Origin of the sequence: Nocardia sp. NPDC056611, assembly GCF_042792755.1 — a bacterium.
Classification (GTDB): domain Bacteria; phylum Actinomycetota; class Actinomycetes; order Mycobacteriales; family Mycobacteriaceae; genus Nocardia.
In genome coordinates this window covers 346,974-360,852 of the sequence record NZ_JBHTVV010000005.1, presented here as the reverse complement: position 1 = coordinate 360,852, position 13,879 = coordinate 346,974, and the positions used below count along the sequence as shown (strand labels likewise).

Annotated in this window: 13 protein-coding genes; 2 read left to right on the top strand and 11 right to left on the bottom strand. The window is 68.4% G+C overall.

From position 1 onward, the window contains the following. Positions 1-93 precede the first annotated feature (93 nt). The gene (locus ACFRAQ_RS27135; protein ID WP_379104483.1) at positions 94-1,506 is read right to left on the bottom strand and encodes a DUF1254 domain-containing protein; all 1,413 of its coding nucleotides are present in this window, start codon (positions 1,504-1,506) and stop codon (positions 94-96) included. Positions 1,507-1,622: 116 nt separating this feature from the next. Beyond that, positions 1,623-1,898, bottom strand: a complete 276-nt coding sequence (locus ACFRAQ_RS27130) for a hypothetical protein (protein WP_379104481.1) — start codon at positions 1,896-1,898, stop codon at positions 1,623-1,625. 200 nt (positions 1,899-2,098) lie between these two features. On the opposite strand from ACFRAQ_RS27130, the gene ACFRAQ_RS27125 reads away from it, so the two are divergent. Continuing rightward, positions 2,099-2,755 carry a lysophospholipid acyltransferase family protein gene (locus ACFRAQ_RS27125; RefSeq protein ID WP_379104479.1) on the top strand — a complete coding sequence of 219 codons (657 nt, stop codon included), beginning with the start codon at positions 2,099-2,101 and terminating at the stop codon, positions 2,753-2,755. 12 nt (positions 2,756-2,767) lie between these two features. Here ACFRAQ_RS27125 and ACFRAQ_RS27120 read toward each other — a convergent pair whose 3' ends face one another. The 6 genes from ACFRAQ_RS27120 to ACFRAQ_RS27095 all read right to left on the bottom strand — a co-directional run bounded on the left by ACFRAQ_RS27120 (position 2,768) and on the right by ACFRAQ_RS27095 (position 10,120). Continuing rightward, a complete protein-coding gene (locus tag ACFRAQ_RS27120) occupies positions 2,768-3,175 on the bottom strand; it encodes a RidA family protein (protein WP_379104477.1) in 408 nt (135 codons plus the stop codon). After that, positions 3,163-5,715, bottom strand: coding sequence for an SDR family NAD(P)-dependent oxidoreductase (locus ACFRAQ_RS27115; protein WP_379104475.1), 2,553 nt, complete (start codon positions 5,713-5,715; stop codon positions 3,163-3,165). Before ACFRAQ_RS27115 ends, ACFRAQ_RS27120 begins: the two co-directional genes overlap by 13 nt. Positions 5,716-5,742: 27 nt before the next feature. Then, positions 5,743-7,278: a flavin-containing monooxygenase gene (locus ACFRAQ_RS27110; protein ID WP_379104473.1), complete on the bottom strand. Its 1,536-nt coding sequence runs from the start codon at positions 7,276-7,278 to the stop codon at positions 5,743-5,745. 31 nt (positions 7,279-7,309) lie between these two features. Continuing rightward, on the bottom strand, positions 7,310-8,674 hold the full coding sequence (locus tag ACFRAQ_RS27105) for an ABC1 kinase family protein (RefSeq protein ID WP_379104471.1): 1,365 nt from the start codon (positions 8,672-8,674) through the stop codon (positions 7,310-7,312). Between the two features lie 148 nt (positions 8,675-8,822). Then, positions 8,823-9,629 (bottom strand): amino acid-binding protein, encoded by an 807-nt coding sequence (locus tag ACFRAQ_RS27100; RefSeq protein WP_379104469.1) that lies wholly within the window; start codon positions 9,627-9,629, stop codon positions 8,823-8,825. 155 nt (positions 9,630-9,784) lie between these two features. Next, positions 9,785-10,120, bottom strand: a complete 336-nt coding sequence (locus tag ACFRAQ_RS27095; protein WP_357084480.1) for a TfoX/Sxy family protein — start codon at positions 10,118-10,120, stop codon at positions 9,785-9,787. A gap of 116 nt (positions 10,121-10,236) precedes the next feature. Between ACFRAQ_RS27095 and ACFRAQ_RS27090 the strand changes: the two genes are divergently transcribed. Beyond that, the gene (locus ACFRAQ_RS27090) at positions 10,237-11,325 is read left to right on the top strand and encodes a glutamate--cysteine ligase (protein WP_379104466.1); all 1,089 of its coding nucleotides are present in this window, start codon (positions 10,237-10,239) and stop codon (positions 11,323-11,325) included. A gap of 58 nt (positions 11,326-11,383) precedes the next feature. Here ACFRAQ_RS27090 and ACFRAQ_RS27085 read toward each other — a convergent pair whose 3' ends face one another. From ACFRAQ_RS27085 to ACFRAQ_RS27075, 3 genes are all read right to left on the bottom strand, one after another. Continuing rightward, entirely contained in the window at positions 11,384-11,926 is a 543-nt protein-coding gene (locus ACFRAQ_RS27085; RefSeq protein WP_379104464.1) for a DUF4333 domain-containing protein, read from the bottom strand. A 137-nt stretch (positions 11,927-12,063) separates the two neighbouring features. Continuing rightward, a complete protein-coding gene (locus ACFRAQ_RS27080; protein WP_379104462.1) occupies positions 12,064-12,690 on the bottom strand; it encodes an MBL fold metallo-hydrolase in 627 nt (208 codons plus the stop codon). Next, positions 12,690-13,775 carry an S-(hydroxymethyl)mycothiol dehydrogenase gene (locus ACFRAQ_RS27075; protein ID WP_379104460.1) on the bottom strand — a complete coding sequence of 362 codons (1,086 nt, stop codon included), beginning with the start codon at positions 13,773-13,775 and terminating at the stop codon, positions 12,690-12,692. Before ACFRAQ_RS27075 ends, ACFRAQ_RS27080 begins: the two co-directional genes overlap by 1 nt. Positions 13,776-13,879: the final 104 nt, after the last annotated feature.

Genomic DNA, 13,879 nt, shown 5'->3' with positions numbered 1-13,879 from the left:
CTGTGACAGGAACGACGGTGGCCGGGCGAGGCTCGCGATCGAGTCCTCGCCCGGCCACCCTCGGCACTCTTTTCCTCCGTCGAACGACCAGGCCTAGGCCTTGGTCACCTTCGGCGGGGTCCAGCTGCCGTCGGAGATGGCCTGCTCGGGCCAGTAGGTCCGCAGGATCATCTCGAAATCACCGGGGGGAGTGGGGAGCCAGTTGGCCTCCTTGTCCGCGCCGGGCGACGTCTGCTGGAGGTAGAGCGTGATCCCGCCGTCCGGGTTGCGCACCAGGTTCGGCAGCATCGGCGAATTGATCAGGTAGCGATTGATCGGATTCTCCACCAGCAGGATCTCCGGCAACTTGTACATGGTCACCGACCAGAACGCCCTCACCGGCGGGAGCTTCCCGTCGGGGAAGGTGAGGGTGTAGTTGTTGGCGCCGTTCAGCTTCGCGCCCGTGGTGTCGTTGGTGAGCGGGAAGTACATGGCCTCCGCGCCCGGCAGACCCAGGATGCCCATGACCGCGCCGGCGAAGCGGTACAGGTAGTTCCCCTTCAGCTGCTCGGCGGACCCGAACAGCTGACCGGAGTTCACCTTGCCGGTTTCCAGCTCGTTCTTCTGGAAGTTGTGCAGGTCCGACCAGGCGTCGGCCATGCCGTCCTGGAACGCCTTGCGGTCATCGGCGCTCAGCTTCGCGGGATCGAAATCGCCGTCCGGGCCGATGCCGATCTTCGCGAACCGCTCGCGCAGCTCCTTCTCGTTCGGCTGGACCGGCGCGTACTTCAGCGTGAAGTTGAGGACCTTGAAGAAGTCGAGGGAGGTCTGCTCCTCCTCCGGTGTCAGTGGCTTGATGAAGTCGACCGTCGGCGCGGCGGCCGGCACCGCCTTGTTCTCGAACGACGACAGCGGCTTCACCTGGTACTCGGACTGGATCTTCTTGACGTTGTCGAGATCGGCCGGATCGAACAACTGGGTCCGGTACAACACCATCGAGAAGTCGGTCGCCGAGGTGATGACCTTGTCCACCCCGGCGGGCTTGTCGCCCTTCCAGCCGGGACCGGCGAGCAGGTAAGTGCCGCCGCCGTTCCCGGTGGTCCGGCTTCCGAGCAGGTCATAGACATAGGTGTAGTTGTCGATGAACTGGACCGAGTAGTAGCGCTTCTCCTCGATCGGGGGCACGGTCAGTACCAGCGGCTCGGTCCGCAGGTCAGCGACCAGGAACGAGTACGGTGTGTCCGAATTGGGCGTTTGGACCGCTGTGTCCGCCGGGGTGAAAACCCGGGCGATGCTGTGCAGCTGGTTCCAGTCGCCCATGTACTGGCTGCTGTTCTTGTCCACCACATACGAATTCTCGATGCGGTACATGTCGACCATCGGAAAGCCGTAGGTATAGGCCTCCTTGGCTATCGCGCGCACCTCGTCCGAACCGGTAGCTTTATCGTCAGACTTGGTTCCGCAACCGGCGGCCACCGCGGTGACCGCCGCGACGAGACAAACGGCTGAGACCTTCCAGAACCTCATTCGCTCTCCCACATGTCATGACTCCATTTCGCCGGAGCCGACTCCGGCATTCGGAGACGCTACCGAGCGGAATGACCGGGGAGTCGAATATTTGTGGGCGTGGCGCGGCAACAACTCTAGGGTGTCGATGCGCCGCAGAACGGTTCACAGGATGCCGGAGCCTCCGGCACGGTGCTGGTGGGCTCGTCGAAATAGGCGAGGCTCACCAACATTGCGACAGTGATCCCGAAGAACAGGACTGCCGCGGAAGCGATCGCCACCCATGCCCAATTGAGTCTCGGGAATGTGATGACCGGGGTCCCGTCATCGGCCACGACGAACAGCACCGCCGCGCTTGCCGGGGATCGACGCAGTTGTAGCAAAACGGTGTTACGCCACCAGTTTCCGACCATGGCAGCACACGACCTCCGCAGAAGTTTCGGTGTGATATTGCCGTGAGTACAGCAACCACCAGGCTACGCCCAAAGGGTCCTGATAGCCATAGGCTATTTCTCGAAATACGCGGTTGCGGCTGAGTAGTTCTGCGGTGTTCTCCGAGCGGTCGCCGAACGAGGATGAAAACCGTTGTCACAACCATTGATCCGGGAGGGCCATGAACCCCGATGCGCGACGACCCCGCGGACTGGGCAAACGGGCTTGGCTCACAACGCAATTGGTCCGCCGGACGCTACGTGCCCTGGCCCGGTCCCGCTTCGTCCAAGTCACCGTGCTCAACCGCGATCGGGTGCCCGTGACCGGTCAGGTGATCATCGCGAGCAACCACATCTCCCTGCTCGACGCGGTCTTCCTGTGGGGTGCGCTGCGGCGGCGCGCGGTGGCCATCGCCATGGCCGAGCTGTGGACCTGGCCGGTTGTCGGACGGCTGGTCCGGTTGCTGGGGCATATTTCGGTGGTCCGGCGCGACCCCGACTCCGGGCGCACCGCGGTGAGCCGCGCGGCGCAGGTGCTGCGGTTCGGCGGCGTGCTCATCATCTATCCGGAGGGCCGCCTGGTCCCGGCTGGCGAGCGCGAACCGTACAAACCGGGCGTCGCGACGCTGGCCATGGCGACCAGTGTCCCGATCATCCCGGTCGCCACCACCGGCACCGACGGCGTGCTACCCATGCGCCGGGGCGGCACCCGCCGCCGATTCAACCGCCACCATCCAGTTACCATCCACTTCGGAACGCCCATCGACCCTGCGGAATTCGACAACCCGGAGAAACTCCTGGACGTTCTGCGACACGAGATCGAGGGTATGCGCGGCTGAAAACCGATGCGCTCAAACCGTTTCCGGCACGATCGCGTCGGCCTCGATTTCGACCAGCAGCGCGGGGTCGATCAGGCTGCTCACCTCGACCATTGTCGCCGCCGGGCGGATCGCCGCGAAGACTTCACCGTGCGCCTTGCCGACCTCTTCCCAGCGGGAGATATCTGTGACGAAAATGCGGGTGCGCACGACATTCTCGGGTGTCGCGCCGACTTCCGCCAGCGCGGCCACAATTCGGCGCAAGGCTTCACGAGTCTGCTCGGCGATATCGTCGCCGCCCACCGCGCCGCCGTCCGAATCGACCGCGGTGGTCCCGGCGACCGATATCCACGGGCCGACCCGGACCGCGCGCGAATAACCGACGATCGGCTCCCAGTGCGCGCCGGAGGAAACATTCTGTCGCTGCGTCATGCGCCCCATTGTGCATCGATGATCGCCGGAAGTTGTTGCCGCCGTAACTTGCCCGCCGTGGTGCGCGGCAGTTCCGGGACGAAGACGATGTCGCGCGGCACCTTGTACCCGGCCAGCGTCGTCTTGATGTGCCGCTGCAAGGTGCGGGCGTTCACCCGCGCCCCGGGCTCCAGCACGACCGCCGCGACGAGCCGCTGCCCGAAATCGTCGTCGGGGACCCCGACCGCACCCGCGTCGGCCACCGCCGGGTGAGCCAGCAGCGCCTCCTCGACCTCCTGCGGGAAGACGTTCTCACCGCCGGAGACGATCATGTCGTCGGAACGGCCGTCCACGAACAGCCTGCCCTCGGCATCGAAATGGCCGAGATCGCCGGAGTCCATGTGCTTTCCGACCATCTCTTTGGTCCGGCCGTCGCTGTAACCGTGGAACATGCTCGGGTTCTTGTTGACGATCCGGCCGGTGACGCCGGCGGGCAGTTCGCGGCCGTCGCCGTCGACGATGCGGATGTCCACGATCCCGGTGAGCGGGCGGCCGACGGTGCCGGGCGCGGCCCGCAGATCGGCGGGTGTCGCGAAGGTTCCGACACCGGTCTCGGTGGAGGCGTAGCCGTTGAACAGCACCTCGCCGAACTCGTCCTGGAACGCGGTGGCCAGCCACGGCGGCAGGGGAGCGGCCCCGCACACCATCATGCGCAGGCTCGACAGATCGTGGCCGCGCCGCACCTCGGGCGGCAGCGCCATCACCCGGCCGAGCATGGTCGGCACCACGCACACGATCTGCGCGCGATGCCGCTCGATATCGGCGAGCAGGGTCGCGGCATCGAAACGCTCGTGCACGACCACGGTCGAACCGAGCAGGAACGCACCGGCGGTGGCCAGGAACCCGTAGGTGTGATGCAGCGGCGGCGCGATCACCATGGGCCGGCCCAGACGCGGGATCGGCGCGACCCGGGCGAGATCGCCGACCGCCAGCAGCATGCGTGGACTCGGAGATCCGGCTGTGCCTCCGCCGAAGGTGCGCGGCGCGCCTTTGGGCACCCCGGTGGTCCCGCCCGTGAGCAGGATCAACGCGCCCCCGGACGCGGGCTCGCGCACCGGCGGCCCGCCCGCCGCGACCAATTCGGACACCGTCGGCAGGCCACCGGCTGCGCCACGGACCACCACGCGCCGCCCGTTGTACCCGGCCTTCTCGATCTCGTCGTGGAATTCGCCGTCGTAGAGCAGCAATTCGACGCGTTCGCGATCGAGTACCTCACCGATCTGCGGCCCGGCGAAACCGTAGTTCAACGGCACCAGATCCGCCGAGAGCCGCGCGGCCGCGTACGCCGCCAGCACGAATCCGCGATGGTTGCGGCACAACACCCCGACTCGCTGCCCATGCCCGATCCGCCAGCGCGCTCGTAGCGCCGCCGCCAGCGCCCGCACCTGCCGGTCCAGCTCGGCCGCGCTGATCGGGCCGTCGTCGTCGATCATGGCGGGCCGGTCCGGGAACCGCGCCGCGAACAGCGACAGCGCCGTGGCCAGCCCGACGCCGTCGCGTAATGCCATGGCCAGCTGGGGAATCCGGGAGGGCGGCAGTTGCTCGAGCACACCGCTGGCCGGAATCCGCCCGGCCACCGTGACCGCATCGTCGAGCAGATTGACCGTGCGTTCCAGGCGGCCGAGTGGACCGGCCCAATCCACCGGACGGTTGTTCCAGTTCCCGGCCTTCGCGTACAGCGTCAGCATGCGTTGCGCCGCCGGGGAACTGTCGAGCGCGTATGACAGGGGTGCGCTCACCCGCTCCCACCACGGGCGAATCGCCAAGGGGCGGTCCACGATCGCCCGGCACACCAGGCTCGCCGCCTCCTCGGTCGACATGCTCGGGGCGTAGCGGTAGATCCGGAAGGGGCCCAGCATCTCCGAGCGCACCAATTGCAGGTGCACCGTCGTGACGTCGATGCCGTCGGCCCGCAATTCCGGTGCGGCGCCGCGCATCCAGGAATTGAACGCCGACTTCGAGGCGATATAGGCGGTCCAGCCCACGCCGGGCCCGTGCACTCCGGCGGTGCTGATGTTCACGATGTGGCCCTGCCGCCGGGCCCGCATGGACGGCAGCAGGCTCATGACCAGCCGCGCGGGGCCGAGGAAGTTGATGCGCGCGGTGTCGTCGATATTGTCCCAGCGGTCCAGGGAATCGGAGAGCCAGCGGCGAATCGACTTGCCCGCGTTGTTGACGAAGACGTCCACGCGCCCGTGATCGGCGAGCACCCGCTCGATCAGCGCCGCGCAGGCATCGGTGTCGGACAGGTCGGCCGGATAGGCGTACACCCGCCCCGGGAAATCCGCCGTCTCCGTGCACAGTTCCTCGAGCCGGGCCGCCCGGCGGGCCACCGCGAGCACGGTCGCCCCATTGGCGGCCAGCCGCAGCGCGGTGGCCCGCCCGACGCCCGAGGAGGCCCCGGTCACCAGGATCACGGAACCGGTGACAGCCGGTGCGAGACGGCGGTCGCTGATGCCGTAGCCGGCCGCGCCGAGCGCGATCCGGACCGATTTCGGCAGTTCGATCATGGGCACGGATCCTCGAGAGCGGAACGGTCAGGCGGGCAGACGGTCGAAGTCGTAGTCCGAGAACGGGAATCGGTGATGCGCCCGGCGCGCCGAGAAGAACCCGGTGGGCCGGATGTACGTCGAATCGCCCTGCGAATTGCGGTAGTAGGTCGGCACGTGCGCGTTCAGTTCGGCCAGGTAGTAACGCATGGCCGCGCCGTGCCGGTAGACGCGGCGGTGATAGGCGTCGTGCGCGTCCTGGCGCACGGCCACACAGGTCGCGTCGCGCCGCCGCGCCTCGGAGATGGCGCGCACCGCGTGGGCCGCGGTCATCTCCACGAAGGCGTGCCAGCCGCTGCCGGTCCACGAATACGGGCCGACCAGGGTCCACCGATTGGGCAGGCCGGGCAGCGCCACGCTCTCGTAGGCCTGCAGGCCGTTCTCGGTGAAGTGCTTGCCCAGATCCAGGCCGTCGCGGCCCACCACCAGACCGGGCGTGTAGGTCTCCGGATCGGAGAAGACGTGATAGCCGGTGGCCAGCACGATCATGTCGAACTCGCGCTCGACGCCGTCGGTGGTGCGCAGGCCGTGCGCGGTGAACCGCTCGATCGGGGTGGTCACCAGGTCGACATTGTCGCGGTTGAAGGCCAGCAGGTAGCCGGTGTTGAGGGTCGGGCGCTTGGCGATCGGGCCGTAGTCCGGGGCCAGGCGTTCGCGGATCTCCGGATCCCGCACCATGAGTCGCAGCAGGCCGCGATAGCCGCGGATGGCGGTGGCGTCGATCGCGCGCAACGCCGGGCGGACCACCGGTAGAGGGGTGCTGGACATGGTCCGCAGCGCGGCGTCGACCGCCACCAGCGCCGCACCGTGCACGCCCGCCTGCACCCCCGGGACGCGCAGCGCCAGCCGGACGGCACGCGGGATCCGCGGATTCGGTTTGGGCAGGCACCAGACCGGGGTGCGCTGGAAGACCGCGAGGCTGCCCACCTCGCCCGCGATGGCGGGGGTGATCTGGACCGAACTCGCGCCGGTGCCGATGATCGCGACCCGCTGCCCGGCCAGGTCGTAGCCGTCATCCCAGTCCGCGGGGCGCTGGATCCGGCCGCGGTAGTCGGCGAGTCCCGGAATCCCGGGATCCACCTTGGGACTGATGAACGCGCCCACCGCGCTGATGACGAACCGCGCGGACAGCGCGCTGCCGTCGGCGAGCCGCAGGGACCAGCGGTGCCGGTCCTCGTCCCACTCCTCGGCGGTCACCTCGGTCCCGAACCGCAGATGCGGGTACAGCCCGAAGCGGCGGGCCACCGCGAGGTGGTACCGCTTCACCTCCGCGCCCGAGGCGAACAGCCTGCTCCAGTCCGGATTTCGCGCGAACGAGTACTGATACGCCAGTGACGGGATGTCGACTTCCAGTCCGGGGTAATGGTTTTCGTGCCAGCTGCCGCCGACCTCGTCGGCGCGCTCCAGGATCACGAAGTCGCGCACCCCCGCCCGCTTCAGCTCGACCCCGGCGGCGATCCCGCCCGGGCCCGCACCGATCACCACGACCTCGTGGTCGGGAGCCGAAAGCCGCTCTGCACCCATCACTCCAGGGTAGGTCTGTCTGGGACAGTGATCAAGGGTTGGGTGCGCAGCGATCCATCACCGCGCTCAATTCCGGTGACCAGCGCAGGATCTCCGCGCGCATCGGACCCGTGGTGCCCAGCTGGGCGACCAGCCCGAGCAGGGTGATCAGCGCGCGCTGGAACGGCATCAGATAGGCGGGGACGCCGAGCTGCCGGTAGGCATTGTCGAGCTTGGGGCTCAGGGCATCCCGGGTGCGGCCGCGCAACCAGTCGGTATCGACTCGGAACGTCTCGTGGCGCAGCAGTTCGGTGAACGGCAGCAGCTTCGCGGCCAGCGCCGCGCTGTCCAGGCCGCGCTGCGCGTCGGTGAGACCGTGCCGCTGGGTCACGGCGTCCAGGTCCGCCGGACCGCCGTGAATGAGCGCGTCGGCCAGATCGTGTACCAGCGCCGGGAACTGCGCGGGCGGCCACACCGGGCACGCCCCGAAATCCACCACGCCCAGACGGCCTTCGGGCAGCGCCCGGAAATTGCCCGGATGCGGGTCGCCGTAGAGCAGGCCCGACTTCGGCGCGGACGACCAGAAGAACCGGACCGCCAGCATGCCCACCCGATCCCGCTCGGCCCGCGAGCCGGTGGTGATCAAGCGCGACAGCGGAATCCCGTCCAGCCACTCCGAGACGATCACATCCCCGCGCTGGGCCACGACCTGCGGCACCACGAAATCGGGATCGCCGGCGTAGGCGTCCGCGAAGCGCTGCTGGTTCCGGGCCTCGGCCTCGAAATCCATTTCCGCGCGCAGACATTCGGCGAGCTCGTCGACCACCGCGCGGCCGTCGACATGCGGGGCGAACACCGACGTCAGCCACGCCAATCCGCGCAACTGCCGCAGATCGCTGTCGACCGCGGCCCGGGCGCCCGGATACATCACCTTCACCGCCACCGGACGGCCGTCGTGCCAGACCGCGCGATGCACCTGCCCGATACTGGCCGACGCCGACCGTCGATCGTCGAACTCGCGGAAATTGTCGCGCCAATCCGGACCGAACGATTCCGCCAGCACCAGGTGCACCGTGCGCGGCAGCATGGCGGGCGCGGCATCCTGGAGGCGGCCGAGCGCGATCCGGTACGGCTCGGCCAGCTCGGCGGGGAGCGCCAGCTCGTAGACGCTCAGGATCTGCCCCAATTTGGCGGCGCAGCCCTTCAATTCGCCGAGTACGTCGGCCATGTGCTCGGCGGTGCGGAGCTGGATCTCCCGATCGATCTCGCCGGCGGGGCGGCCCAGCGCGCGCCGGCTCGCCCCGGCCACCTGCCGTCCGGCGAAGGACAGCGGGACCGCCGCCAGTTTGGCCGTGCGAACCGCCTTGCGGGCGGGCGGATTCCCGCCGATATCGATCCCTGCCCGTCGAACACTCATCGATCAACCAACCCCTCGCGCGCGTTTCGAGCGAACGCGCACGAGGGAGTCTGCCATGAAGTGAAACTGCGCGGTATGAAAATCGGAGCGGCTCGGTCCGAGTGGCCGAAAGCTGGATTGCACGATGGGAATCCGCAGGTCGGGGCGGTTACGGCTGGCGGGTGGCGACCACCGCGAGGTCGATGAGCCGGTGTGCGCGGGCCACCTCGGCGGGCGTGAACGGCTCACCGGTGCGCAGGAAGGTCATGGCCGCACGGTCGGATTCGGCTTCGACTTCGAGCAGCGTGCCGCCGGGCACACGGGCCGGATCGGGATCCGGAAGGTATTGCGCGCCCAGCAGTTCCGCGATCGCCAGCGGCAGCTCACGCGGATCGGCGGCCACCCGTCCGGCCAGGCCCAGTGCCCGGGTCTGGCCGTCGACCAGGGTCAGCGCCGACGCGGGCCAGATGCCGATCGCCACGCCACCAGCCTTGGCGACCGCGTGGGTCAGGCGCTGCGGCAGCACCTCCGCGGGGGTGGAGACCACCAGTTCGTCGAGTACGCCGTTCTCGAGATGGTGCACGTGCATGGCGAGGATATTGGCCCGCCGGTCCGCCAGCTGCTTGGCCAGCAGTTCCAATCGGCCGGGCTTGTTGTCCAGGCGCACGCGGATGCGCCAGAGTCGCTCGGCGCTGTCGAGGCGGTGCCGGTGCCGCAGTTCCGGGGCGTGCAGCCAGCGGCTCAGGTACCGCATCGCTCCCGGCTCGACCACCCAGATGACCAGGATGGTCGCGGTCACCGCCAGGATCGCCACCGTCGCCAGATACGGCAGCTCGAGATGGATGACCAGGGCGTGCAGGGCCAGTTCGACGGGAAAGACCGCGGCGAGCTTGGCCAGGGCCAGCCGGGTGCGCGTGGGATGGGGCAGACGACCACAGACCTCGCATGCCAGTGCATGTATCTCGGTTTGCCTCATGTTCACCACAGTGCGCGACGCAGGTTTCCGCACTGTGGTGCGGTGTAAAGACGGCATGACAAGTCGCGGCGAACCCGTTGTGGCAGCTCACAATTGGGTGAAGCCGGACACATCGGCGTTCACGCTGTGCCGCGGGGCACATGTTTGCCCCTGTGCTATTTCGGCGGCAGCGTCTTGGCGTAGCCGACCCCGAGGCGCACCCACTCGTCGAGCGCGTCGTCGTCGGTGACCGTCTCGGCGGTGACGCGTAGCCACCCGGTCATCTTCTTGCCGCCCATCTCCATCGGCTCGACCGCACCGGCCCGCAGCAGGTCCCCGGCGGTGTCCGGGTCGGCGCGCACCAGCAGCCCGCCCTTGCCGCTGGCCGCGACGGCCATATTGCCGCCCACCAGAAACGCCAGGCCGCCGAACATCTTCTTCTCGACCACGTGGGCCACCTCGGGGCCGAGCGCGTCGCGGATCCGGTCGGCCAGCTCCTCGTCGTATGCCATGACGACAGTGTGACCCCGCCCACCGACAATCCCGGGCGTCCTGGACACTGGTAAGGGTGACCCGGAGAGACCGCTCCGCCAGGTGTGGACCCGCGGTGGGGAGGTATCCACCCGATGTGGAAGCCCCGCCTACGGTCGGTGTCGAAGAGGAGTTCCTCCTCGTGGATCCGCGCACCGGCGCGCCGGTCGGCAGGAATGCCGACGTCGCCCGGACCGCGGCGGACCTCGGCATGGACCTGCAACTGGAAATCATGCGCTGCCAGGTCGAGACCAGCACCCGCGTGCACACCACCACCGACGACCTGCTCCGGGAACTGCGGGAACTCCGGCGCGGCGCGGCCGCCTGCGCCGAGAAGAACGACGCCCTGCTCCTGGCCGCCGCGGTACCGCCCTCGGTGCCCGAGGAGCTCGCCATCACCGGCACGCCGCGCTACAGCCGCATCGCCGAACGATTCGGCAGGCTCGCCCGCGAACAGGGCCTGTGCGGCTGCCACGTGCACGTCGCCGTGCCCGGCCTCGTCGAAGCCCTGCGGGTCAGCAACTTCCTCCGCCCCTGGCTGCCGGTACTGCTGGCCCTCACCGCCAACTCCGCCATCTACCGCGGCTGCGAAACCGGCTACGCCAGCTGGCGCAACATCATGTGGCGGCGCTGGCCCAGCGCCGGTCCGCCGCCCTACTTCGCGTCGGTCGCGGAGTACGAGGCGGCCGTGGAATCGATGCTGGCGCTCGGCGTGATCCTCGACCGCAAGATGATCTACTGGGACGTCCGCCCCTCCTGCACGTTCCCGACGGTCGAGGTGCGAGTCAGCGACGTCCCCGCCACCGTCGAGGAATCCGCCCTCCTGGCGACCCTGGTCCGCGCCGCCGCCATGACCGCCCGCACCGCCGAATTCGGGCCTCCGGTCCCGGAACCCGCACTCCGCGCGGCCTATTGGCGCGCCGCGCACGAAGGTCTGGACGGCATCGTGATCGACCCCGTCACCGGCGGCCCGATCCGGGTCCCCGAACTACTCGACCACTTCGTCGCACTCATCCAGCCCGCCCTGGAAAACCTGGGAGACCTCCCCTTCGTCACCGACACGATCGCCGCCCTCCTGTCCCGCGGCAACGGAGCGCGTCGGCAGCTCAACGCCTTTCGCGCCCGTGGCGACATCGCGGACGTGGTAGCCGAACTCGCCGACGCGACGTTGTACACATGCCGGTAGACCCGACGGGTGACCGGCGTTCGGGTACTGGGGCTGGGATCGATTCGGATTTCGGGGTTTACGGGAGGGGCTGGTCGTCGACGATCATGTCGTAGTTGACCTTGGTGCCTTCCACATTGGTGGTCTTGGCGGTGAAACCCCAGCGGGTGCCGTCGTTCTCGGTCACGACGCAGCGGATGGAGGCCCCGGTGGCGCCGCGCAGCAGGCCGTTGCAGGTGGAGGACTGGGGGGACATGCCGAACTTCTGGCGGTAGGTGTCGGCGATGGTGGCGGCCACGTCGTCGGGGGCGACGTAGGCGTCGGCGAAGGTCAGGTCGTAGTAGACGTCGCTGCCGTCGACCTTGGTGACCTTGGTGTCGATCACCCAGTTCTGGCCGTCGGCCGCGGTGGCGGTGCAGGTCTGGGTGGCGTCGACCTTCGCGGCCAGACTTCCGTCGCAGGATACCGATTTCGCATCCTCGTGCGCTTTGTCCTTGTAGAAGCTCGAGGCCTTGGCCTGGACATCGCTCTTGTTCACGGACGAGGAACCGGTGGACACGGAACAGCCCACCGCGAGCAGGGGAAGGGAGGTCAGCGCCAGCACGGCTGTCAGTTTTCTCATGGACAACTCTAGGCGCGGATTCGTCCGGGAAATCGTGAAAACGAGAAGCGCTCCGCCGCATTGGGGGGCGGATTAGGGGCTCGGGCAGTGATCCGGTCCGGTCTGTGCGGCGACCGGCCCGGACCACTGCCGAAGGGTCAGCCGACCCGGGCGCGCCACTCCTCCAGCTGCGGGAGTTCCGCGCCGATGGTGGTGGATTCGCCGTGGCCGGTGTGCACCAGGGTCTCCGGCGGCAGGGTCAGCAACCGGTCCGCGATCGACTCCACGATGGTGCCGAAATCGGAGTACGACCGGCCCGTCGCACCCGGACCGCCGTGGAACAGCGTGTCACCGGTGAACACCGCGCCCAGGTCGGGGGAGTAGAAGCAGACCGAACCCGGCGCGTGGCCCGGCGTGTGCAGGACGTGCAGCTCGGTGCCGCCGACCGCGATGATCTGCTTGTCCGCCAGTTCGCCGTCGGGGCTGACCTGCGGGTGGGTCTGCTGCCACAGCACCAGGTCCTCGGGGTGCATGAGGATCGGAGCGCCGGTGGCCCTGGCCAATTCGGGGGCGACCCGGACGTGGTCGTCGTGCGCGTGGGTGACCAGGATGGCCTTCACCTCGCGGGTGCCGATCACGTCGAGAATGGCCTCGACATTGTGCGGGGCGTCGATGACGACGCACTCGAGATCGTCGCCCACCACCCACACATTGTTGTCGACGTCGAAGGTCTCGCCGTCGAGGGAGAAGGTGCCGACGGTCACCGCGTGGTCGATGTGCGCCATCAGAACACCACCACCGAGCGCAGCACGTCACCGTGATGCATCTTGGTGAAGGCGGCCTCCACCTCGTCGAGCGCGATGGTCTCCGAGACGAACCCGTCCAGGTCCAGACGGCCCTGCTTGTAGAGCTCGATCAGGTACGGGAAGTCGCGCGAGGGCAGGCAGTCGCCGTACCACGAGGACTTCAACGACCCACCGCGCGAGAAGAAGTCGATGAGCGGCATCTCGAGCGTCATGTCCGGGGTCGGCACCCCGACCAGCACCACGGTGCCGGCCAGATCGCGCGCGTAGAATGCCTGCTTCCAGGTCTCCGGGCGGCCCACGGCGTCGATCACCACGTCCGCGCCGAAGCTGTCGGTGAGTTCCTGAACCCGTTCCACCGCATCCTCTTTGGCGGCGTTGACGGTGTGGGTGGCCCCGAAACCGGTGGCCCACTCCAGCTTCCGCTCGTCGATGTCGACCGCGATGATGGTGGTCGCGCCCGCCAGCTTGGCGCCCGCGATCGCGGCATTGCCGACACCGCCGCAGCCGATGACCGCGACCGAGTCACCGCGGCTCACGCCGCCGGTATTGATGGCCGCGCCCAGGCCCGCCATCACGCCGCAGCCCAGCAGGCCCGCGGCGGCGGGGGACACGCTCGGGTCCACCTTCGTGCACTGCCCCGCGTGAACCAGGGTCTTCTCGGCGAACGCGCCGATGCCCAGGGCCGGGGTGAGCGGGGTGCCGTCGGTCAGCGTCATCGGCTGGGCGGCATTGAAGGTGTCGAAACAGTACTGGGGCTTGCCCTTCCGGCAGGCCCGGCACGAACCGCAGACCGCGCGCCAGTTCAGGATGACGAAATCGCCGGGCTCCACATCGGTGACGCCCTCGCCCACCGATTCCACGATGCCGGCGGCCTCGTGCCCTAGCAGGAACGGGAATTCGTCGTTGATGCCGCCCTCGCGGTAGTGCAGGTCGGTGTGGCAGACGCCGCAGGCCTGCACCTGGACCACGGCCTCGCCGGGACCCGGGTCCGGGATCACGATCTCGGTGACTTCGACGGGCGCGTTCTTGGAGCGAGCGACAACGCCGCGCACAATTTGGGACAACGAAATTCCTTCCTGGCTAAACGCAATGCCTTCGACTATTGCATCCGGTTCCGCCCACGTCATCTATTACCCCGGGTCACGCACAATGAATCCCCTTGTGTCCG

What these genes read in the sequence shown, in the direction of transcription:
- ACFRAQ_RS27135 (WP_379104483.1), bottom strand. Translation starts at nt 1,506, where the DNA reads ATGAGGTTCTGGAAGGTCTCAGCCGTTTGTCTCGTCGCGGCGGTCACC.
- ACFRAQ_RS27130 (WP_379104481.1), bottom strand. Translation starts at nt 1,898, where the DNA reads ATGGTCGGAAACTGGTGGCGTAACACCGTTTTGCTACAACTGCGTCGA.
- ACFRAQ_RS27125 (WP_379104479.1), top strand. Translation starts at nt 2,099, where the DNA reads ATGAACCCCGATGCGCGACGACCCCGCGGACTGGGCAAACGGGCTTGG.
- ACFRAQ_RS27120 (WP_379104477.1), bottom strand. Translation starts at nt 3,175, where the DNA reads ATGGGGCGCATGACGCAGCGACAGAATGTTTCCTCCGGCGCGCACTGG.
- ACFRAQ_RS27115 (WP_379104475.1), bottom strand. Translation starts at nt 5,715, where the DNA reads ATGATCGAACTGCCGAAATCGGTCCGGATCGCGCTCGGCGCGGCCGGC.
- ACFRAQ_RS27110 (WP_379104473.1), bottom strand. Translation starts at nt 7,278, where the DNA reads ATGGGTGCAGAGCGGCTTTCGGCTCCCGACCACGAGGTCGTGGTGATC.
- ACFRAQ_RS27105 (WP_379104471.1), bottom strand. Translation starts at nt 8,674, where the DNA reads ATGAGTGTTCGACGGGCAGGGATCGATATCGGCGGGAATCCGCCCGCC.
- ACFRAQ_RS27100 (WP_379104469.1), bottom strand. Translation starts at nt 9,629, where the DNA reads ATGAGGCAAACCGAGATACATGCACTGGCATGCGAGGTCTGTGGTCGT.
- ACFRAQ_RS27095 (WP_357084480.1), bottom strand. Translation starts at nt 10,120, where the DNA reads ATGGCATACGACGAGGAGCTGGCCGACCGGATCCGCGACGCGCTCGGC.
- ACFRAQ_RS27085 (WP_379104464.1), bottom strand. Translation starts at nt 11,926, where the DNA reads ATGAGAAAACTGACAGCCGTGCTGGCGCTGACCTCCCTTCCCCTGCTC.
- ACFRAQ_RS27080 (WP_379104462.1), bottom strand. Translation starts at nt 12,690, where the DNA reads ATGGCGCACATCGACCACGCGGTGACCGTCGGCACCTTCTCCCTCGAC.